The organism is Enterococcus moraviensis ATCC BAA-383 (genome assembly GCF_000407445.1).
GTDB lineage: Bacteria > Bacillota > Bacilli > Lactobacillales > Enterococcaceae > Enterococcus_L > Enterococcus_L moraviensis.
Window position 1 is genome coordinate 203,174 of the sequence record NZ_ASWB01000003.1, and the last position, 20,956, is coordinate 224,129.

Sequence of the window (20,956 nt, forward strand, 5' to 3'; positions counted from 1 at the left end):
CGTGGCAAAGCGTCCGGGCGTGTCGCAACCTCTCGTTTCTTAGCCGGTAGATCAAAAGCTTGATTTACCAATGCTTATTACACTTCTGTAAACAGCACCTTTGTAATTATATTACAGAAACATAGTAATAGCAAGGTTTTTTTCAGAAAAAAGATTTTTTTTTGCTGCAAGCATTTTCTTGAATTTTTATTTCTTTATTCACAATGAATCCAATGAACAATTTAAAAACTTTATAATAGAAGAAAAAATGAATTATATGCTAACGTACCTCTAACAAATATGCTATATTTCACGAGAAAAAAATAAGACAAAACATGTTTCGTTTCGTCCTATCCCTTTATATTTACAGTTGACTAATCATTCGCTCCACATTCATATACTGAAAATCTTCCGGTTTTATAAAGATGATTTTAGATGTACATTTTTCCTGATCAACGATTGTTTGTATTTTATCCTCATACCGTGCAACTTGAGGGGTTAAAAGCAATACATCGTAATTTTTAAATGCTAGTTTCTCCTGAACACGACTGACAGGTGCATAATCGATTGCGTATTCTAACTCTTTTTCTCTAAGTGATTCAAGAATTTTTGAAACCAATAATGAGGCGCTGATTCCAGCCTCACAAATAATCAAAATGTTTTTTTCCATATTAGACCTCCTGTTAATCGATACATACTTTTCCTGAACATCTTATTTTCACCTTATTGCAAGCTTGCTAAACCTATCGGAGAAAATGCAACATACGTCAAAATGACGATGACAACTAACACAACAGAAACAACTTTTGTGTAACGCCAAGGTTTAATATCTACTTTCGTGTCAAATGACTCCAACACAAAATTTCCATCTGGCTTCCACTTAGAAATAAGCAGCATGATTAAAACGTCTAAGAAAAATAGCAGACTTAGCACATACAAGAAATGAATGTCTTTCAAAAAGACTTTTGATAATGCATACAAAACAATATGGATAGCAATTGTCGATTTCGCTGCAATAGCGGTAGCTTTTTTAGAATAAAAGGCAAACAATATAATCACTAGCAACGGCATATTATATAATCCATTGAATTCTTGCACAAATTGATATAATCCCGCTGGAGCGAAGGAAATGAATGGTGCCACAATCACAGAGATCACCCCTACTACTATAGTAACAATTTTCCCAGCTCGAGCTATTTGCTTATCATCTGCTTGCTTATTAAGTACAGGTTTGTAGAAATCTAGCGAAAACAGAGTTGCTGTCGCATTTAGGGCTCCGGCAAAGGATGACAAGATCGCCCCAAAAATCACAGCGGCAAATACACCAAACAAAGCTTGCGGCAACACTTCCGTCACAAGATATGGATAGGCATTATCAGGATTATTCATCAATGCATCTCCAAAGATATTGCGTGCAACGATTCCTGGAAAGACTAAGAACAATGCCCCAAACACTTTGAAAAGACCTACGATAAATGTCCCTTTTTGCGCTTCTGCTAAATTTCTCCCTGACAACGCTTTTTGTACGATCATTTGATTAGTACACCAAAAATACAAATTGTTAAACAACATCCCTGTGATCAACGTTGGCCACGGCACAATCGCTGAATCGATTGCACCAACAGAATTCAAAAGCCATGGTGTATGGTCCACAATATAATCGATTCCACCAATAAAGTTGCCCTCGCCCAATTTCATCACACCTAGAATCGGAATCAACAGACCGCAAATCAGCAACCCAACGCCATAAACTGTATCACTATTGGCGCTCAATGATAAGCCGCCGATCAATAAATAGAGAATACCGATCACACCGATGATCAACGCAACCAAAATAATTGCGACAATCGGCCGAACACCTAGCAGTTCATCTATATGGAAAATTTTATTAAAAACAAGTGAACCTGAATATAAAACAACAGGTAAAAAAGAAATCATGTATGTTACAATAAATAAAATCGAAATAATCCGCTTGGTCACTGTATCATAGCGAATTTCAATAAAATCTGAGACGGTATTGATGCCATACTTAAAATATTTTGGCAAAAAGACAACAGCCAATGCAACGATTGCTATCGCAGCTGTTACTTCCCACGCCATAACTTCCATACCCGCATGATAGCTTTGCCCATTTTGACCAACGATTTGTTCTGTCGATAAGTTGGTCATGATAATGGAACCTGCGATTGGCAAAGCAGTCAGGCTTCTACCACCCATAAAGAATCCTTCTGAGCCAGAAGTATCCACACCTTTAGCACGACTGTACGCAAAAATCCAGACACACGCTACGATTACAACAAAACTAATAAGTGAAAATAGATTCATAGAATTCCGCTCCTTTTTTGGATTTTAAATACTCGTGATTTTACGAATATAATTTCTCGCTTTCACGGCATATTCAAAAGGATTCGCCTTCGCTGGATCTTGTTCTGCTTCAACCACGATCCAGCCTTCATACCCACTAGTCTTGATCGCTTCCCAAATAGGCGCAAAATCGATCATTCCGTCTCCTGGAACAGTAAACACACCGGCTTTAACTGCATTTAAAAAGCTTTGATCCGTAGCACTTACTTGTTTTGCTACATCCTCTCGAATGTCTTTAAAATGGATGTGCTTGATACGGTCTTGATATTTTTGATAAATCTCAATTGGATCTTCACCAGAGAAAACTAAGTGCCCAGTATCAAACAGTAAAGAAACTTTCTTAGGATCAGTCAGTTCCATCAAACGATTGATTTCTTCAGTCGTCTGCACACCGGTTCCCATATGATGATGATAAACAATAGCCATCCCCTTAGCATTTGCCAAATCGCCTAAACGCTCCAAACCCGTTGCCAATGCTTGCCAATCTGATTCTGAAAATACAGGTTTCTCTTTAAAAATAGCCAGCTCCATCTGTCCTTGAATACTATGACCTTGTTCCGAAACAACGATTACTTTAGCCCCCATAGCGTTCAGAAAATTCATATGTTCAATAAAAGCTTGTTCTGTCTCCTCATAAGGCTTCGTTGTTAAAAAGGCACTAAACCAGGCGCTTGCTACCGACAACCCTCGAATATCAAGATAAGGCCGTAATATCTCTGGATTTTTTGGATACTTGTTCCCAATCTCAGTTCCCACAAATCCTGATAAAGCCATTTCACTAATGCACTGCTCAAATGTATTTTCTTTACCTAACTCCGGCATATCATCATTTGTCCAGGCGATCGGTGCAATCCCTAAACGAATTTTTGACTCATTCATTTTTTTCTCCCCTTTCTAAGTAATGTTGCTTATCCATTGTCAATTTCAATCAATTCACTTGTTTCAAACGATTTTCTACATGCTAATGCTACTTTTGTCGACTGCAATCCATCATAAGCTGAAACTTGTGGCTGACGTTTCTCTTTTATGCAAGCAATAAACTCTTTCGCTTCATTGACGAATGCTTCACGAAATCTTTCTGGAAAGTCTTGTGAACAAGCTCGTACAACGCCTGTTTCATCCATTATCGTGACTAAATTTTTCTCTGGTGCTGCCGCTACTCTGAGCATTCCTTTGGTTCCAATCAGCTCTGTTTCTACATGATATCCGTGATGACAATTTCGGCCTGCGACTAAGATCGCCATCGCTTGATTTTCCAACTGCATCATCGCTGCTCCTGTTTCCAATTCCCCTACTTTATCTAATTCAGGGTAAGCCGCATTTTTGCCTATCGCCCAAACTTTGCTTACTTCTTTCTTTGTAAACCAGCGGACTAAATCAATATCATGAATCGACATATCCATGAAAATCCCGCCACTATCGCTAGCACCAGCAAACTTCACAAAACTTTCCATACCTGAACTAGGATCAATGCTATAACACCGTATCAGAGTCAGCTCTCCTAATTCACCTGAATCTACTAACCGTTTAGCATAGCGATATGAATCATCATAGCGACGCATAAATCCTAGCATAAATATCTGATCCGGCCGACTTTGGATCACTCGCTCAGTTTCTTGTATTTCAGCTAAATCCAAGCCAATCGGTTTTTCACTGAAGACATGTTTACCATGTTTCATTGCCAATTGAATTTGCTCACAATGAAAACCAGACGGCGAAACAATAAAAACTGCATCGATCGTTGGACTTTTTACCATTTCCTCGTAGTTTTTGTATGTTTCTTGTACACCTAATTCCGTAACAGCATAATCTAATTCCTCTTGAGCAAAGCTGCAAGCAGCAATTAATTGGCATCCCTGAACATTCTCAGCTAAATTTTTAGCGTGAACTTTCCCTAAGCGACCTAAACCGACAATTCCAACTTTGATGTTTTCCATTCCATATATCCTCCTCGTATAAAAGTTTAGCGAACTCACACAACTGGATCCCCCAGCGTAACTGCTCGTTCAAGCTTGATAGGAAAAAGAAAAAACGACTGTACTGTTTTGTCCTATTCATTTTTCACTTTTTCCCGAAAGATTAGCTCTTTCAGCTAAATAATAGGCGTTTCTACCCTCACCGCTTAGTGAGATTCTTTGAAGCTAAGCTACGACTCATAGAGTTAGGTTCCAGCCTCTTGCTTCATTTATATAATGCTGGACATTCTGGTAATTGAATCAATGTTCGCTCGCCAGTATCTCTAGCTTTACCACAGGCATCCATCGTAACCGCTGCAACATAACCATCCCAAGCAGTCGGTCCTGTTAGATTGCCAGTTTGAATTGAACGGATCCACAACTCAAACTCATAGTCATATGCTTCAACAAAACGAGTTTGCCAATCCGGCGCGACTTTAGTATAGTTTTTACCTTTCGCCTTCACATGAGTGTATGCTGGATCTTCTAGCCCAACCTCACCCGTTTCACAGACAACATCACATTTGATATCATAGCCAAACTGACAATTAACGAAAATCTCTAAATCAATATGAATTCCAGATGCGGTCTCTAAAATCAGCATTTGCGGATCATGTAATTTTTCATGTGTAAAACTTGTTTGTTTAGGCAAAATCATCTGAGCTGAAACGTAATCTTCTTGAAGTAACCAACGCAGCGCATCAATTTCATGGATTCCTGTATTGATGATTGCCATTGGCGTTAGGTAATTTTCATCCGCAGTCGGATTTCTATGGGCACAATGAAGCATCAACGGTTCACCAAATTTTTTAGTTTCGATCGCTTCTTTCAACTCGATATAACCGCGATCGTATCTTCTCATAAAACCAACTTGAACTAATTTTTTTCCAGCTTCAATTTCAGCATCAACGATTCGTTTACAGCCGGCGCTATCTGTAGCTAGAGGCTTTTCACAGAAAACGTATTTTCCATGTTTGATTGCTTCTAATACATATTTTTCATGGGTTGGATCCCAAGACGTGACTACAACAATATCCACCTCGGTTGAAGCAATCAGTTCTTCTCCTGTTTCAAAGAAAACAGCGCTGATCTGATTCGCTAAACTTTTTGCTTGTTCCACATTGATATCAGAAACTGCAGTAACATAAGCTCCTTGTACTTTTTCATTGATTCGTTTGATATGTTCGATTCCGATTGCACCTGTTCCAATGACGCCAACTTTTAAATCCATTATTTTGCCTCCATTTTCTTTTTTACAAACCTACTGGACAGTTCTCCTAACTCCGCCGAATCGTATGCGCTTTCAAAAGCATTCAACTATTTGCCCGCTTCTATAAAAAAAGCGGGCTTGTATCACTAATACTCTTTAGCTCTTTTCAGCATTTCTCGGCTTCCCTCATAAGCCGCCTGGACTGCTGGACTTTTTGAAATCTCAGCAACTCCAACATGCCACCAGCTATCATAGCCGTCTGACATCGTTTTCGGCAAAACCTTCATTTCGATTAGCGTAGATTTTTCTTGTTTTTTAGCATCTTCCAGCGCAGCAATAAGCTCTTCTTTCGTATTAGCACGATAAGCTATAGCACCGTAGCCTTCCGCAACTTTTGCATAATCGATATTCATGATTTGATCATTTTGATCTCTAAACTCACACTTATAGCTACCGCTACCATTTCCCATTTGTAAATTATTGATGCAGCCAAATCCAGAATTATCAAATAATAGAATATTGATTTTTTCCCCATATTGTAGCGCTGTAATCAGTTCTGAGTGAAGCATCAAGAAACTACCATCACCTACCATGGCGTACACTTCTTGTGTTGGACTGGCCAACTTCACCCCTAAAGCACCACTGATTTCATAGCCCATACAAGAATAACCATATTCCAGATGGTAGGTATTTGGCACGAGTGGATTCCATAAACGCTGCATATCGCCAGGTAAGGATCCAGCTGATGCAATGACAATACTTTCCTTAGCTACAGTATGATTGATTGTAAGAAATGCACTGGTTTGGGTCAGTTCAGTCTGTAACACATCCGCATACTCATTTAGAATTTCTTGAGTGAATTGCTCTTTGATCTCTGGTGAAAAGTTTTCCCTTGAAAAAGAAATCTCTCCTAGACGACTTCTTTCAACCAGCCACTCTTCTTTCAGCTGTTGAATACTTCCACCAAATGCTGTCTGATATTCTGCCAACATTGGTATCAGTCTCTCTAACGTCTCTCTTGCGTCACCAACAAGCTGGAAAGCATCAAACTTATAGGCCTGCATGCGGTTGACATTGATGTTCAAAAATTTTGCTTGTTCATAATCAAACGCAGTTTTAGAAGAAGTTGTAAAATCTGTATACCTCGTTCCAATCCCAATAATCAAATCAGCTTGTCGAATTGCTTTGTTGGCTGCTAATGTCCCTAGAACGCCAGTACCACCTAAGTTATTCTTAAAATCTGCTTCTACAGTGGATTTTCCCGCAGGTGTTTCAACTAACGGAATCCCACATTGTAAAGATAAACGAATCAAAGCTTCACGCGCTTCGGAATACTTTGCTCCCCCTCCAACGATGATCACTGGTTTCTTACTTGCTGCGATTCTCTTTGTTGCCCCCTTTAGTTCCCGTTCTGTCGGAACTTGCCGATCAATATAATGGACTCTTTTTTTAAAGAAGTCTTCATCGTAATCATATGCTTCAGCCTCTGTGTCTTGTGCAATACAAATCGTTGCTGGGCCGCACGTCGCCGGATTGGTCATGACTTCAAACGCTCTCAACAGACTACTCATCAGCTGTTCTGGTCGTTGAATACGATCCCAATATCTGGAAACTGCTTTAAATGCATCATTCGTCGTGATTGCTGCACTTGTTTCGTGTTCTAATTGCTGTAAAACTGGATCCGGCTGCCGTGTAGCAAATGTATCTGCTGGTAAGATCAGTACTGGAATGTTATTGGCAAACGCTGTTGCCGCCGCAGTGACCATATTGGCCGAGCCTGGACCAGCTGATGCTGTAACAGCAAAAATTTTCTGTCTTAGTTTCTGCCGACTATACGCCACTGCCGTATGCGTCATCCCTTGTTCATTCTTACCTTGGATCACTTTCAAATGGCCTGGATTTTCTTCAAGCGCTTGACCGATTCCTAAAACGTTGCCGTGACCAAAGACATTGAAAATCCCTTCAACATAAGGAAATTCTTCACCATCCACTTGTATATATTGTTGATTCAAAAATTTAATCAGTGCTTGTGCTGTGGTTAATCGAATTTTTTTAACCATTACTTCCCCACCTTATTTTTATCAAGATTGTTCTGCAATTAATTGCTCGATTTCTTTAGCTGTCGGCATCGCTTCTGATGAGCTATGCTTACTAACAACAATAGCTGCCGATGCGCTACCATATTTTAATGCAGTTTCAATGTCTTTCCCTGTATTCAGTGCATATAAAAAGGCTGCTGCATAAGAGTCGCCTGCACCAAACGTTTTCAACACCTGTGTCTTATAAGAACCTGCTTGATAGGTTTCCCCCTTTTTGGTATAGGCATAGGAACCTTTTACACCATGCTTAATTACGATTAGCTCTGGTTGATGCTGAAATAGATAGTCTATGGTAGCTTGATTGGTTCCACCTTTTTCGCCTTCCATTTCATCATATTCATCTCTTGTACCGATTACAATGTCAGCATTTTCGGCAACAATTGAATAATAAACGGAAACATCTTCTGGTGATTGCCATGTATAAGGACGATAATCTAGTTCAAATGCAACTTTCACCTGATTGTTTCTAGCATAAGCAATCGCTTTAAGTACCGCCTCTCTAGAAGGACTTTGTGCAAGAGCCGTTCCAGATACTAACAAAAGATCTGTTTGTTTGATATAGTCTTCATCGATTTCTTCTGGTGCTAGGTACAGGTCTGCCACTTGATCTCGATACATCAAAATACTACATTCTTCTGGACTTTTGATTTCCGTAAAAGCTAATCCTGCTTTGTGCCCTTTTTGATCAGTGAACATTTGGCTCGTATCGATTCCAGCTTTGCTCATGTATTCTTTGATGAAACGTCCATGCTGGTCATCTGAAATTTTCCCAATAAAACCAACTTTTACACCTAACTTTGCACTGCCAATTGCGATATTTGCTGGTGAACCACCTACATATTTTTTAAAGGTCATCGTCTCTTCCATCGGTCGATCATACTCCACTGCATTCAAATCAATGCATGCTCGACCAAGGGCGATCATATCAAATTTTTTCGTCATCCTCATCACTCCTTCTATTCTCTAGTTAAAATCCATTCGTGGTCAGGATCGTTGTGAAACTGCCATTTTCTAGTTGGGCCAGCCATTACGTTCAAGTAGTATGAGTCATAACCATCCGGCACTCCTACTGGATGATAGCCTTTAGGAACAACAACCACATCTCCATTTTCCACAGTCATTGTTTCATCAAGTAAACGATCATCTGTATACACTCGCTGAAACACAAAACCTTGCCTTGGATTCATTTCATGATAATAGGTTTTTTCTAATTTAGATTCCAACGGTAAGTTATCTTGATCGTGCTTATGCGGTGGGTAACTAGACCAGTTACCACCATCAGTGAACACTTCCACAACTAACAAAAGATCTGCAATTGGACTAGTGTCTGGTAAAATATTATGAACTAACCGTTTATTCTGATATTTCCCTCGTTGTTCAATGGTGTTGTCCGACGCCTTGATCAGAGCGGTTGCTTTTTTCTTTTCAGAGGGTGAGTAACAAAGAATTACCGTCGCTTCAGATATCGCTGTGATTTCAAACGTCTGTTCTATTGAGATATAAACACTGTCAGTCGGGATTTTCTCAAAGACATTTTCTCGTGTGCCGATTTTTTCAAAGGTTTGTTCTCCATCTGTTACAGTGATTTTCCCTGTCAGGGCAACGATACATACTTCTTGCTTCCCTAATTTTTCTTGAAATACAGCTCCACTAGTCATTTTGATTACTTTTAATTCAATGTACTGTAGCGCTGTATTTTCTTTATTGATATGCTGAAGCAATGTAACGCCTTTAGATAACTTTTGCGTGACAGGTTTATAATTTAAATGAGCCATCCTTACTCCTTCTTTCACATTAAATATTCGCTTTAGGATACCGTGCTGTCACTACTTTTTTACGCGTATAAAACTCTACGCTATCTTTGCCATTCGCATGAAGTGTGCCATAAAAGGAAGACTTCCAACCAGAAAAAGGAAAGAATGCCATAGGTGCTGGTACACCCAAATTGATGCCTAGCATGCCTGCATCAATTTGTTCTCTAAAGTAACGAATCGCTGAGGCATTATTCGTGAAAAGACAAGCACCATTTGCAAATTCAGACTGATTAGCTGTCCTAATTGCTTCTTTCAAGTTTTCTACTCTAATGATCGATAATACTGGGGCAAAAATTTCATCCCGCCAGATCGTCATATCTGTTGTCACACCATCAAAAATAGTTGGACCGACAAAATAACCATTATCTGGACTATTTTCCCTACCATCCGCAATCAAACGTGCTCCTTCTTCGATCCCTTTTTCAATATAAGCGAGTGTTCTTTTTTGATTTTCTGCTCGAATGACTGGTCCTAAAAAGACACCATCGTCTAAGCCATTCCCTACTTTGATACCAGATGCTTTTTCTTGTAATTTATCGATAAATGCATCTGCTATTTCATTTTCAACAGTTACTACCGCACACGCCATACAACGCTCACCTGCAGAACCAAAAGCTGCTGACACAATATTGGTTACAGCATCATCCAAGTCTGCATCTTTTAAAACAATTGAATGATTTTTCGCACCTGTCAATGCTTGCACACGCTTCAAATGTTTACTACCTTCAGTGTACACATACTCGCCGACAGGTTTCGACCCAACAAAGGAAATCGCTTTCACTTCTGGATGTTCTAAAATCCCATTAACAACATCATGTGCACCATAAACAATATTAAAAACACCAGCAGGCAAGCCAGCTTCTGTAAACAATTCAGCCAACCGTTCAGTCAATAAAGGCGTTCTTTCCGATGGTTTCAAAACAAAACTGTTCCCACAAGAAATCGCCATTGGAAACATCCAACAAGGAACCATCATCGGAAAGTTAAAGGGTGAGATTCCCGCAACAACTCCAATTGGGTAACGATAGTTGGCAACTTCTACATCCGTTGCAATCGAAGCTAATGAATCCCCCATCATCAACGTTGGCGTTCCAGCCGCAAATTCTACATTTTCAATTCCTCGTTGAACTTCTCCTAAAGCTTCGTTTAGATTTTTTCCATTCTCTAATGTAATCAAACGAGCCAATTCTGCTTTATGTTTGATTAGGAGTTGCTGATAATTGAATAGAATTCTCGCACGTCTCGGAACAGCCATTTCTTTCCAGGTTTCGAAAGCCCCGTTAGCAACTATGACTGCTTCTTCCAAATCTTCTTTCGTAGAAAGTGGCACTTCACACAATTCTTCTTTCGTAGCTGGATTAAAAACTGTTTCGTATTCTTCTGTACGACTGACTACCCATTTTCCACCAATATAATTTTTTAACTTTCGTACCGCTACCATCTATATCGTCCTCCTTGTTTTCTATTAAAAATCAACGCGATGGTCATATCATGATAATATTTGGTTAACTTTTGATTACATTGTACAATTCCAATTTCCGATAGTCAACCTATTTTTGGTAAAATATTCCTTTTTTTGATTACTTTTTGCTAAAGTTTCTATTTCAGAAGAACGTAACTTGAAAAATACAGAGTAAAATCCACATAAATTTGGTTACATGTTGATTACATTCAGGTCATATGTTATAGTAAACCTAATTACACGAAGTGGAAAGGCCACAGATAGATGAAATTACAACGAATTCAGCAAATTGAAAATTACATACAACAACAAGGCAGTATTTCGCTTGATGAACTATGCCGTGTTTTCAATGTCTCTAAAAATACGATTCGTCGCGATATCAATGAATTGGAAAAAAGAGGAACCTTGAAGAAAGTATACGGCGGGGTTGTTTATGTAGAGAATAGCTTAGTTTCTTTTGAAAATCGGACTATTCATAATCAAAAGGAGAAGGAACAGATTGGTAAAAGAGCTGCCGCATTGATCGAAGAAGACGATTTAATCTACATTGATTCTGGAACAACCACTAGTCAAATTTTAAATCACATTGATCCAGAATTGCCATTTACCTTATTAACAAACAATCTTGATATTATCAATCTTGCGGCTGCAATGAAAAACGTCCAACTTATTCTTATTGGGAATAGCTACAAAAGGAAAACACGTTCTTTTGTGGGAATTGAGGATGAAGCCGTTGTAACAAGATACAATATAAACAAGGCCTTTATGGCGGCAACTGGTGTCTCAATTACAAGTGGTTTGACCAATTCAGATTTGATGGAATATCGGATTAAAAAAATGATCGTTCAAAGAACCAAAGACATTTACCTACTCGCAGATCGTTCAAAATTCGACCATTCTACTTTGCTTACCTATTCTCCTTTAGAAAGCATTAAAGGAATTGTCACAACAAGAGAGATCCCCGAAAAGTATGTAGAGTTTTGCGAGTCACATTCAGTCGATCTTTTATATAGCAACTAAACATGAAGAAAAGGAGGACTCAACTTGCCACTATTAAAATTCGATTTAGTCGAAGGTCACAGCAAAGAAGAAATACAAACGATACTCGATGTCGCCCATTCCGTAGTCCTAGCTTCCTTTGACGTCCCAACAGGTGATAGATATCAAATCGTTACACAGCACAAGCCCTTTGAAATGGTGATGGAAGATACAGGATTAGGGTTTAAAAGAGATCCTGCTAAGATGATTTCACTAACCGTTATTAGCCGGGAACGAACAACCGCTCAAAAAGAAAAATTTTATCGACTACTGGCGCAACAGTTAGATGAGCTGTGCGGCATTACACCTGAAAACTTACTTATTTCATTCATAATTAATAATGATGCTGATTGGAGCTTTGGTTTTGGCGAAGCACAATTTTTAACAGGCGAACTCTAAAATATAAAAAGACCGAAACAAAACCAATAATCAGTTTTGTTTCGGTCTTTAAACATGAGGAAACAGCAGGAGTAAAAAGATAACGATCCTGGCTCTTTATATCTGCTCTTCTCTCTTGATGATCTGATTGAGCTTCCAAAAATTTCTTAACTGACTCCCAGTCAAAACAATCATTATCACACCATAGATTGATAACAAAGCAAGCAGAGCATTGCTTCTCCCTTCCCCTCTATTCAGCAATATGGGAACTATATAAAACAACGGAAACAACGCAATGAAAGAAATCATCCCTTGAAACCTTACAACTTTTTTCGCCATTTCAGCGCGCGTTGGAGCATCATTAAAAATCACATTTTCTTCTGGTATTTCAGATTTTTTCTTCCTAAAATAATACCAGTTGCCCAATTTATAAAAGTGCTCCCAGCCACAATCTTCAAAGAGTTGTAGATACTCTTCAAGATCTTTTTCTTGTTGTTTGAAATCTAGTTGATATGCATAATCATCTGGTTCACACTCTTCAAAAATATAGGTACTAAATCCTAACTTCAAATTTACCATTCTCCAGCCTTTTTTATGTTGCACTTGTAAAAATTTTTCTTCCTCTAAATAATCAGCCAACTCAAACCTTTTCCTTATTTTTTTAGTTTTCATCTAGTCTCTCCCCAATACTATTTTTATACAACCTTTTAATTCTATTGATTTCATGATTGAGTACTTCTTCCCCCAACGATGTAATCAAATAACTTTTTCGCCTATCTTCTTCTTTCACCACTTGAATCAAACCGTCTTTTTCCATCTTACCAAGGCTTCCATACATTGTTCCTGCACTAATAATAATTTCTTGATTCGTTAACTCTTTTACATATTGGATGATGTTATAACCATGACGTTCTTCTTTAAGAGCAAATAAAATATAGAAACCCGTTTCGGTCATTGGTATGTAAATTCTTTTCAGTTTATCTTCCATTAGCAGCTCATCCCTCTCAATTGTATATCGAGGTTCGATATATCGTATTACTATATTATATCGAACCTCGATATATGTCAATATATTTTTCAAAAAAAAAAAAACAATCTACCTTTGAATCTCATTTTATGTATAAACTATCCGAAACAAAAAAAAAGCCGAAGGGAAATCCCTTCGACTTACGTCCGAGTACGCCGATGTTTTAAGTCGGTTTTGTTACTTTATATTAATCTGCAATTATTTAGTAATTTCAGAAACAACGCCTGAACCAACAGTACGTCCGCCTTCACGAATAGAGAAACGAGTTCCGTCTTCGATAGCGATTGGGTGGATTAATTCAACGTCCATTGCAACGTTATCACCAGGCATTACCATTTCAACGCCTTCTGGTAATTCAACTACACCAGTTACGTCAGTTGTACGGAAGTAGAACTGAGGACGGTAGTTTGTGAAGAATGGAGTGTGACGTCCGCCTTCTTCTTTTGATAAAACATAAACTTCAGCTTTAAATTTTGTGTGTGGAGTGATTGAAGCAGGTTTTGCCAATACTTGTCCACGTTCGATATCTTCACGTGCAACACCACGTAATAAAGCACCGATGTTATCGCCAGCTTCAGCGTAGTCTAACAATTTACGGAACATTTCAACACCAGTAACTGTTGTTTTAGCTGTATCTTCTTTAATACCAACGATTTCGATTTCGTCACCAACGCGAACTTCTCCACGTTCAACACGGCCAGTAGCAACTGTACCACGTCCAGTGATTGAGAATACGTCTTCGACTGGCATCATGAATGGTTTGTCAGTATCACGAGTTGGAGTTGGGATATACTCATCAACTGCAGCCATTAATTCCATGATTTTTTCTTCGTATGAAGCGTCGCCTTCTAATGCTTTCAAAGCAGAACCAGCGATAACAGGAGTGTCGTCACCTGGGAAGTCATATTCAGATAATAAATCACGAACTTCCATTTCTACTAATTCTAATAATTCTTCGTCATCTACCATATCCATTTTGTTTAAGAAAACAACGATGTATGGTACACCAACGTTACGTGATAACAAGATGTGCTCACGAGTTTGAGGCATAGGACCATCAGCAGCAGATACTACTAAGATAGCTCCATCCATTTGTGCAGCACCAGTGATCATGTTTTTAACGTAATCCGCGTGTCCTGGGCAATCCACGTGTGCGTAGTGACGAGCATCAGTTTCATACTCGATGTGAGAAGTGTTGATTGTGATACCACGTTCTTTTTCTTCTGGAGCGTTATCGATATCAGCATAGTTTTGAGCTTCACCGCCACCGTGTTTAGCTAACACAGTTGCGATTGCAGCAGTTAATGTAGTTTTACCATGGTCAACGTGTCCAATAGTACCAATGTTTACATGGGGTTTAGAACGGTCAAATTTTTCTTTAGCCATTTTAAATGTTCCTCCTAAAATATATGAATTTTATTTTATTTGATAGATAGTTTTACAGCTACCTGATCATCTTTAATTAGTTTAACCGAAATCCACAGAAAATCCTAGTCATAAATAAGCTTGCGCAAATTTCTTAACTATTATGCGTTGTTTCCGCCATTTTTCTTGATAATTTCTTCTTGTACAGATTTTGGTACATCTTCATAGTGGTCAAAGACCATCATAAACGTACCGCGACCTTGTGTTGCTGAACGTAATGTTGTAGCGTAGCCGAACATTTCAGCTAGAGGCACCATCGCGTTAACGATTTGTGAGTTACCGTGTGCTTCCATACCTTCAACACGTCCACGACGACTTGTAACGTGTCCCATGATATCACCTAAGTAATCTTCTGGTACAGTGATCGTTACTTTCATCATTGGTTCTAAGATAACTGGATTAGCTTTCTTAGCAGCCGCACGTAGTGCCATAGAAGCAGCTACACGGAAGGCTGTTTCATTTGAATCGACATCATGGTATGAACCATCGTAAAGTTTTGCTTTAATATCCACTAATGGATATCCAGCAAGAACACCGTTGTTCATAGATTCTGCCAAGCCTTTTTCAACCGCTGGGATGTATTCACGAGGAACCACACCACCGACGATGGCATTTTCAAATTCAAAACCTTTTCCTTCTTCGTTTGGTGTAAATTCAACCCAGACATGTCCGTATTGACCTTTACCACCAGACTGACGTACAAACTTACCTTCTGCCTGAGTTAGAGGCGCACGGAAAGTTTCACGGTATGATACTTGAGGAGCACCAACGTTAGCTTCAACCTTGAACTCACGTCTCATACGGTCTACTAATACGTCTAAGTGCAATTCGCCCATACCAGAGATAACTGTTTCACCAGTTTCAACGTTTGTTTCAACGCGGAATGATGGATCTTCTTCTGCAAGTTTTTGCAAAGCAATCCCCATTTTATCTTGGTCAGCTTTTGATTTAGGTTCAACAGCTACTTGGATAACCGGTTCTGGGAACTCGATTGATTCAAGAATAACTGGCGCATCCATCGCACATAAAGTATCACCAGTTGTTGTATCTTTCAATCCAACCGCTGCTGCGATATCGCCTGAGAAGACTTTATCGATTTCTTTACGAGTATTTGCATGCATTTGTAAAATACGACCGATACGTTCTTTTTTGTCTTTAGAAGCGTTCAATACGTATGAACCACTTTCTAGGACACCAGAATAGACACGGAAGAATGTTAGACGACCTACGAATGGGTCAGTCATAACTTTAAACGCTAATGAAGCAAAAGGAGCTTCGTCATCTGCAGGACGAGTTGTTTCTTCGTCTGTTTTAACGTCGATACCTTTGATTGCATCAATATCAAGTGGTGATGGTAAGTAATCAAGTACTGCATCAAGCATTATTTGAACACCTTTATTTTTAAAGGCAGAACCACACATTACTGGGAAGAATTCAACGTTGATCGTTGCTTGGCGGATACCCGCTTTTAATTCTTCGATAGTAATTTCTTCACCGTCAAGATATTTCATCATTAGGTCTTCATCAGTTTCAGCTACTGCTTCAACTAATTTTTCACGCCATTCAACTGCTTGATCCATATATTCTTCTGGAATTTCAGTTTCTTGGATGTCTGTACCTAAGTCATTTGTATAAATTTCAGCTTTCATCGTAATTAAGTCGATGATCCCTGTAAAGTTATCTTCTGAACCAATTGGTAATTGGATTGGATGAGCATTTGCTTGTAAACGATCATGTAATGAGTTTACAGAGTATAAGAAATCCGCACCGATTTTATCCATTTTATTACAGAAAACAATACGTGGAACTTTATAGTCAGTTGCTTGGCGCCAAACTGTTTCAGTTTGCGGTTCTACACCTGATTGTGAGTCAAGAACGGTAACAGCACCATCCAATACACGTAGTGAACGTTGAACTTCAATAGTGAAATCCACGTGTCCTGGTGTATCGATGATATTTACTCGGTAACCTTTCCATTCTGCAGTTGTTGCAGCAGATGTGATGGTAATACCACGTTCTTGTTCTTGTTCCATCCAGTCCATTTGTGAAGCACCTTCGTGCGTTTCACCAATTTTATGGATTTTACCAGTATAGTATAAGATACGCTCTGTTGTTGTTGTTTTACCAGCATCAACGTGAGCCATAATACCGATATTACGAGTGTTTTCTAACGAAAATTCTCTTGCCATTTTAGGTTGATCTCCTCTCTTTATTTAAATCGATTGTAAAGTGACTATCTGTTGTAAAGTTAAATTACATACAGAGAGGATCTTACCAACGATAATGTGCAAACGCACGGTTAGCGTCCGCCATTTTGTGTGTGTCTTCACGTTTTTTAACAGAAGCACCAGTGTTATTGGCAGCATCCATGATTTCTTTCGCTAGACGTTGTTCCATTGTATGTTCACCGCGTAGGCGAGCATAGTTAACAACCCAACGTAAACCTAAAGTTGTACGACGTTCTGGACGAACTTCAACTGGTACTTGATAGTTAGAACCCCCAACACGGCGAGCTTTTACTTCTAGTACAGGCATAACGTTTTTCATTGCTTGTTCGAAAACTTCCAATGGATCGTTACCTGTAGATTCTTTGATGATATCAAATGAATTATAGATGATATTAGCAGCAATCCCGCGTTTTCCATCAACCATTACACGGTTGATTAAGCGAGTTACTAATTTTGAGTTATAAATTGGATCTGGTAAAACATCGCGTTTTGTAACAGGACCTTTACGTGGCATCCGTAACTCCTCCTTCCGAAAATTCTTTATTATATAAGACCTTAGTGATTGTCAAATTATTTAGCTGCTTTAGGCATTTTAGTACCATATTTAGAGCGGCTTTGTTTACGATCTGTAACGCCAGCTGTATCAAGCGCACCACGTACGATGTGATAACGTACCCCTGGTAAGTCTTTTACACGTCCACCGCGTAATAATACCACGCTATGTTCTTGTAAGTTGTGACCAATCCCTGGGATATAAGCTGTTACTTCGATTAAGTTAGACAAACGAACACGGGCATATTTACGTAAAGCTGAGTTCGGTTTTTTAGGTGTCATAGTTCCCACACGAGTACAAACCCCACGCTTTTGTGGTGAATTTACGTTCGTTTGAGATTTCTTAAAGCTATTATATCCTTTGTTCAACGCTGGTGAATTAGATTTCTCCACCTTTGATTTACGAGGTTTACGTACTAATTGATTAATTGTAGGCATTCCTTGTTTCCTCCTTCCTCATTTCGCATCTAGTCCCACACATCCAGGTGGTTCTTTTTTAGCGATAAAAAATAATGCAATCTCTGCACTCATTATCAAATATGCTTCGATAGACAGTCAGCACGTCTCCAACGAGAGACCTGTAGATAAAGCACCTTTGCTAGGATAGCACGATAATATGGGTCTGTCAACCACTTGCCAGCTTTTTTCTAGTAAAATGAGTATTTTTTTCACTTCTCTATTTAAGTTGATATTTATATAGAAGAAAATCGCTAATTCCACAAATCATTCTATCTTTTTTTTTCGTTTAACGGTACAATATCTTTGATTATTTGAAAGGGGCATATACGCAGATGAATCTTAAACAAATGGCAGGAATCGAAGCAGCAAAATATGTAGAAGATGGTATGATCGTAGGTCTAGGTACAGGATCTACCGCAAAATTTATGGTAGATGAAATTGGTCGCCGCATAAAAGAAGAAGGTCTCTCTATCATTGGTGTCACGACATCAAAAGAAACTGAGCGTCAAGCTTTAGCGTTAGGAATCCCATTAAAAGGAATCGATGACGTTCCTTACGTCGACTTAACAATTGATGGTGCTGATGAAATCAGTGAAGATTTCCAGGGTATCAAAGGCGGAGGTGCTGCTTTGTTATTCGAGAAAATCGTTGCAACATATTCAAAAAAATGTATTTGGATCGTTGATGAGTCCAAACTTGTAAAAAAACTGGGCAAATTCCCGTTACCAGTTGAAGTGGTGCCATATGGCAGTCAACAATTAGTTCAGCTATTTGAGGACAAAGGCTATGCGCCCGTATTACGTACCACACCAGACGGAGAGGTTCTCGTTACGGACGGCGGGCACTACATCATTGATCTTCATTTAAAAGAAATCGATGATCCCATTACTCTAGGTGCTTATTTAGATCAATTAGTCGGAGTTGTGGAACATGGTTTATTCCTTCAAATTGTTTCCACTGTTATCGTCGGTGGGGAAACGGGTCCAAAAACTATTCACACGCCAAATAAATAATTCTTTGAATAAGATTTGAAAACAAAGAATTCCATTAAAAAAAGATAAAAAAACACCTATCATTTCATTCGTTTATATGCTACATTTTTAGTATCCTATTTTACTTTTTTACTAGAAAGGACGAACAATGAAAATAATTGGTTATGCACGCACAACAATCACCGACAATGACTTAGATGCTCAAATAAAAGTATTATCTGATTACGGTTGCGACGAGATTTATCACGAAGCTTTTGATGTTACGAATGACAAACATCTTATTTCCGAGCTTGAGACCGTCCTTGGTAGTTTAGCAGCTGGTGATACACTGGTCATCTGTCGTTTAAACCGTTTAGGGCGATCTACACGTCAATTGACTGAACTGACACAGACTTTTAAAGGATCTGGTATCCACTTAGTCAGCCTAGACGAAGAAATCGATACGCGACATCCTGTGGGGGAAATTTATTTTAAACTGATGAATGAGCTTGCAAAGATGGAATGCGATCTAATCAAAGAACGGACATTAGTCGGATTGAATAATGCGCGCAAAAAGGGAAAAATCGGCGGTCGCCCTAAAATAGATGGACGAACCGTTAAAAAAATCCGACACTTATACCATGAAAAGAAAGAAACGATACAATTTATTTCTTCAAAATGCAATGTTTCTGTCGGGACTTGCTACAAATATATCAATTTATCTGAAGAAGAGGTTTTAGCAATTTCTCAGGATAACAAAAATTAGTACCAAAGGAGAGAGTGGTGTTTCAACCGCTCTCTCCTTATTTGCATTGCTTGTGGTATTTTTTACGAATTTACAATGGAAATCTATTTTAAAACGGTGTACAATAGAAAAGGAAATGAAAGTTTCAGAAACTACAACTCAAAGGAGAGCTATACATGCCAAAATTAGTATTTTCTCGTCATGGACTTAGTGAATGGAATGCGTTAAACCAATTTACAGGATGGGCTGACGTAGATTTAGCACCACAAGGTGTTGAAGAAGCAATCGAAGGCGGCCGCAAAATCAAAGAAGCTGGAATTGAATTTGATGTAGCGTACACTTCAGTCTTAACTCGTGCTATCAAAACATGTAACTTGCTTTTAGAAAACTCAGATCAATTATGGGTTCCTCAAATCAAATCTTGGCGCTTAAACGAACGTCATTATGGTAAATTGCAAGGTCTGAACAAACAAGAAACTGCTGAAAAATATGGAGATGACCAAGTACACATCTGGCGTCGTTCTTATGATACTTTACCTCCATTGATGGAAGCAACTGATGAAGGTTCTGCAGCAAACGATCGTCGTTATGCAATGTTAGACCAACGCGATATTCCAGGTGGAGAAAACTTAAAAGTGACTCTAGAACGTGCGTTACCTTTCTGGCAAGATGAAATTGCACCTGCTTTATTAGACAATAAAACTGTTTTAGTAGCAGCTCATGGTAACTCTTTACGTGCTCTAGCGAAACATATCGAAGGTATTTCAGATGAAGATATCATGGATCTTGAAATCCCAACAGGTCAACCGCTTGTTTACGAATTAAACGATGATTTAACAGTAGCGAAAAAATACTACTTATAAAAAAACGAAAGACTACTGGAATGTAGATTCCAGTAGTCTTTATTTATTGTTCTAGTTGTTCTTTCAAACGTTGAAGCCAATTTGCGATTGCCTCTCGTTGGGTAACAAACTCAAAATCTGACATATTATATTGAACATGATATTGTCCATCCACCAAACGCACCATGATCGAAGACCTGACTTCTTCCTCTAACGCATCTTTTTGCAACTCTTCACGGTAAAATATCCAGCTTGTAGCCAAAACATCGTTAGCGTCTTTTAAATCGTTTTGGATAACTTGGGTAATCGTTTCAAGTAAATCTGCTTGTTCCAAATTTTTGAAATAAGCATACCAAAGCGTTCGATTTTCGGAATACGTTTCATCAAATAATTGTTTCATAGCCTTCT

21 protein-coding genes are annotated in these 20,956 nt (G+C 38.7%); 5 read left to right on the plus strand and 16 right to left on the minus strand.

All coding sequences use genetic code 11. From position 1 onward, the window contains the following. Positions 1–343: 343 nt before the first annotated feature. The 9 genes from I586_RS11045 to iolA all read right to left on the minus strand — a co-directional run bounded on the left by I586_RS11045 (position 344) and on the right by iolA (position 10,862). Positions 344–649: a PTS sugar transporter subunit IIB gene (locus I586_RS11045; protein ID WP_010766223.1), complete on the minus strand. Its 306-nt coding sequence runs from the start codon at positions 647–649 to the stop codon at positions 344–346. A gap of 53 nt (positions 650–702) precedes the next feature. After that, entirely contained in the window at positions 703–2,304 is a 1,602-nt protein-coding gene (locus I586_RS11050) for a solute:sodium symporter family transporter (protein WP_010766224.1), read from the minus strand. 24 nt (positions 2,305–2,328) lie between these two features. Further along, entirely contained in the window at positions 2,329–3,222 is an 894-nt protein-coding gene (iolE, locus tag I586_RS11055; RefSeq protein ID WP_010766225.1) for a myo-inosose-2 dehydratase, read from the minus strand. A 29-nt stretch (positions 3,223–3,251) separates the two neighbouring features. Beyond that, positions 3,252–4,280 (minus strand): inositol 2-dehydrogenase, encoded by a 1,029-nt coding sequence (iolG, locus tag I586_RS11060; protein WP_010766226.1) that lies wholly within the window; start codon positions 4,278–4,280, stop codon positions 3,252–3,254. Between the two features lie 244 nt (positions 4,281–4,524). Next, the gene (locus tag I586_RS11065) at positions 4,525–5,529 is read right to left on the minus strand and encodes a Gfo/Idh/MocA family protein (protein WP_010766227.1); all 1,005 of its coding nucleotides are present in this window, start codon (positions 5,527–5,529) and stop codon (positions 4,525–4,527) included. 125 nt (positions 5,530–5,654) lie between these two features. After that, positions 5,655–7,568, minus strand: a complete 1,914-nt coding sequence (iolD, locus tag I586_RS11070; protein ID WP_010766228.1) for a 3D-(3,5/4)-trihydroxycyclohexane-1,2-dione acylhydrolase (decyclizing) — start codon at positions 7,566–7,568, stop codon at positions 5,655–5,657. 21 nt (positions 7,569–7,589) lie between these two features. Continuing rightward, positions 7,590–8,549 carry a 5-dehydro-2-deoxygluconokinase gene (iolC, locus tag I586_RS11075; protein WP_010766229.1) on the minus strand — a complete coding sequence of 320 codons (960 nt, stop codon included), beginning with the start codon at positions 8,547–8,549 and terminating at the stop codon, positions 7,590–7,592. A gap of 14 nt (positions 8,550–8,563) precedes the next feature. After that, entirely contained in the window at positions 8,564–9,382 is an 819-nt protein-coding gene (gene iolB, locus I586_RS11080; protein WP_010766230.1) for a 5-deoxy-glucuronate isomerase, read from the minus strand. Positions 9,383–9,401: 19 nt separating this feature from the next. After that, positions 9,402–10,862 carry a methylmalonate-semialdehyde dehydrogenase gene (iolA, locus tag I586_RS11085; protein ID WP_010766231.1) on the minus strand — a complete coding sequence of 487 codons (1,461 nt, stop codon included), beginning with the start codon at positions 10,860–10,862 and terminating at the stop codon, positions 9,402–9,404. 285 nt (positions 10,863–11,147) lie between these two features. Between iolA and I586_RS11090 the strand changes: the two genes are divergently transcribed. Beyond that, positions 11,148–11,903: a DeoR/GlpR family DNA-binding transcription regulator gene (locus tag I586_RS11090; RefSeq protein WP_010766232.1), complete on the plus strand. Its 756-nt coding sequence runs from the start codon at positions 11,148–11,150 to the stop codon at positions 11,901–11,903. Positions 11,904–11,927: 24 nt separating this feature from the next. Continuing rightward, positions 11,928–12,320: a tautomerase family protein gene (locus tag I586_RS11095; protein WP_010766233.1), complete on the plus strand. Its 393-nt coding sequence runs from the start codon at positions 11,928–11,930 to the stop codon at positions 12,318–12,320. A 96-nt stretch (positions 12,321–12,416) separates the two neighbouring features. Here I586_RS11095 and I586_RS11100 read toward each other — a convergent pair whose 3' ends face one another. The 6 genes from I586_RS11100 to rpsL all read right to left on the minus strand — a co-directional run bounded on the left by I586_RS11100 (position 12,417) and on the right by rpsL (position 17,969). Next, entirely contained in the window at positions 12,417–12,971 is a 555-nt protein-coding gene (locus I586_RS11100) for a DUF2812 domain-containing protein (RefSeq protein ID WP_010766234.1), read from the minus strand. Beyond that, on the minus strand, positions 12,961–13,287 hold the full coding sequence (locus I586_RS11105; protein ID WP_010766235.1) for a PadR family transcriptional regulator: 327 nt from the start codon (positions 13,285–13,287) through the stop codon (positions 12,961–12,963). The genes I586_RS11100 and I586_RS11105 overlap by 11 nt, the downstream gene beginning before the upstream one ends. A gap of 237 nt (positions 13,288–13,524) precedes the next feature. Beyond that, on the minus strand, positions 13,525–14,712 hold the full coding sequence (tuf, locus tag I586_RS11110; protein ID WP_010761693.1) for an elongation factor Tu: 1,188 nt from the start codon (positions 14,710–14,712) through the stop codon (positions 13,525–13,527). 140 nt (positions 14,713–14,852) lie between these two features. Then, a complete protein-coding gene (gene fusA / locus I586_RS11115; RefSeq protein WP_010766236.1) occupies positions 14,853–16,940 on the minus strand; it encodes an elongation factor G in 2,088 nt (695 codons plus the stop codon). An 82-nt stretch (positions 16,941–17,022) separates the two neighbouring features. Then, the gene (gene rpsG / locus I586_RS11120) at positions 17,023–17,493 is read right to left on the minus strand and encodes a 30S ribosomal protein S7 (RefSeq protein ID WP_010761695.1); all 471 of its coding nucleotides are present in this window, start codon (positions 17,491–17,493) and stop codon (positions 17,023–17,025) included. Positions 17,494–17,549: 56 nt separating this feature from the next. Further along, positions 17,550–17,969, minus strand: a complete 420-nt coding sequence (gene rpsL / locus I586_RS11125) for a 30S ribosomal protein S12 (protein WP_010761696.1) — start codon at positions 17,967–17,969, stop codon at positions 17,550–17,552. Positions 17,970–18,322: 353 nt separating this feature from the next. Between rpsL and rpiA the strand changes: the two genes are divergently transcribed. The 3 genes from rpiA to gpmA all read left to right on the plus strand — a co-directional run bounded on the left by rpiA (position 18,323) and on the right by gpmA (position 20,569). After that, a complete protein-coding gene (rpiA, locus tag I586_RS11130; protein ID WP_010766237.1) occupies positions 18,323–19,003 on the plus strand; it encodes a ribose-5-phosphate isomerase RpiA in 681 nt (226 codons plus the stop codon). A gap of 127 nt (positions 19,004–19,130) precedes the next feature. Beyond that, positions 19,131–19,727: a recombinase family protein gene (locus I586_RS11135; RefSeq protein WP_010766238.1), complete on the plus strand. Its 597-nt coding sequence runs from the start codon at positions 19,131–19,133 to the stop codon at positions 19,725–19,727. A gap of 155 nt (positions 19,728–19,882) precedes the next feature. After that, entirely contained in the window at positions 19,883–20,569 is a 687-nt protein-coding gene (gpmA, locus tag I586_RS11140) for a 2,3-diphosphoglycerate-dependent phosphoglycerate mutase (protein WP_010766239.1), read from the plus strand. 43 nt (positions 20,570–20,612) lie between these two features. Here the strand turns inward: gpmA and I586_RS11145 are convergent, their stop codons facing one another. Then, a complete protein-coding gene (locus I586_RS11145) occupies positions 20,613–20,948 on the minus strand; it encodes a hypothetical protein (protein ID WP_010766240.1) in 336 nt (111 codons plus the stop codon). Positions 20,949–20,956: the final 8 nt, after the last annotated feature.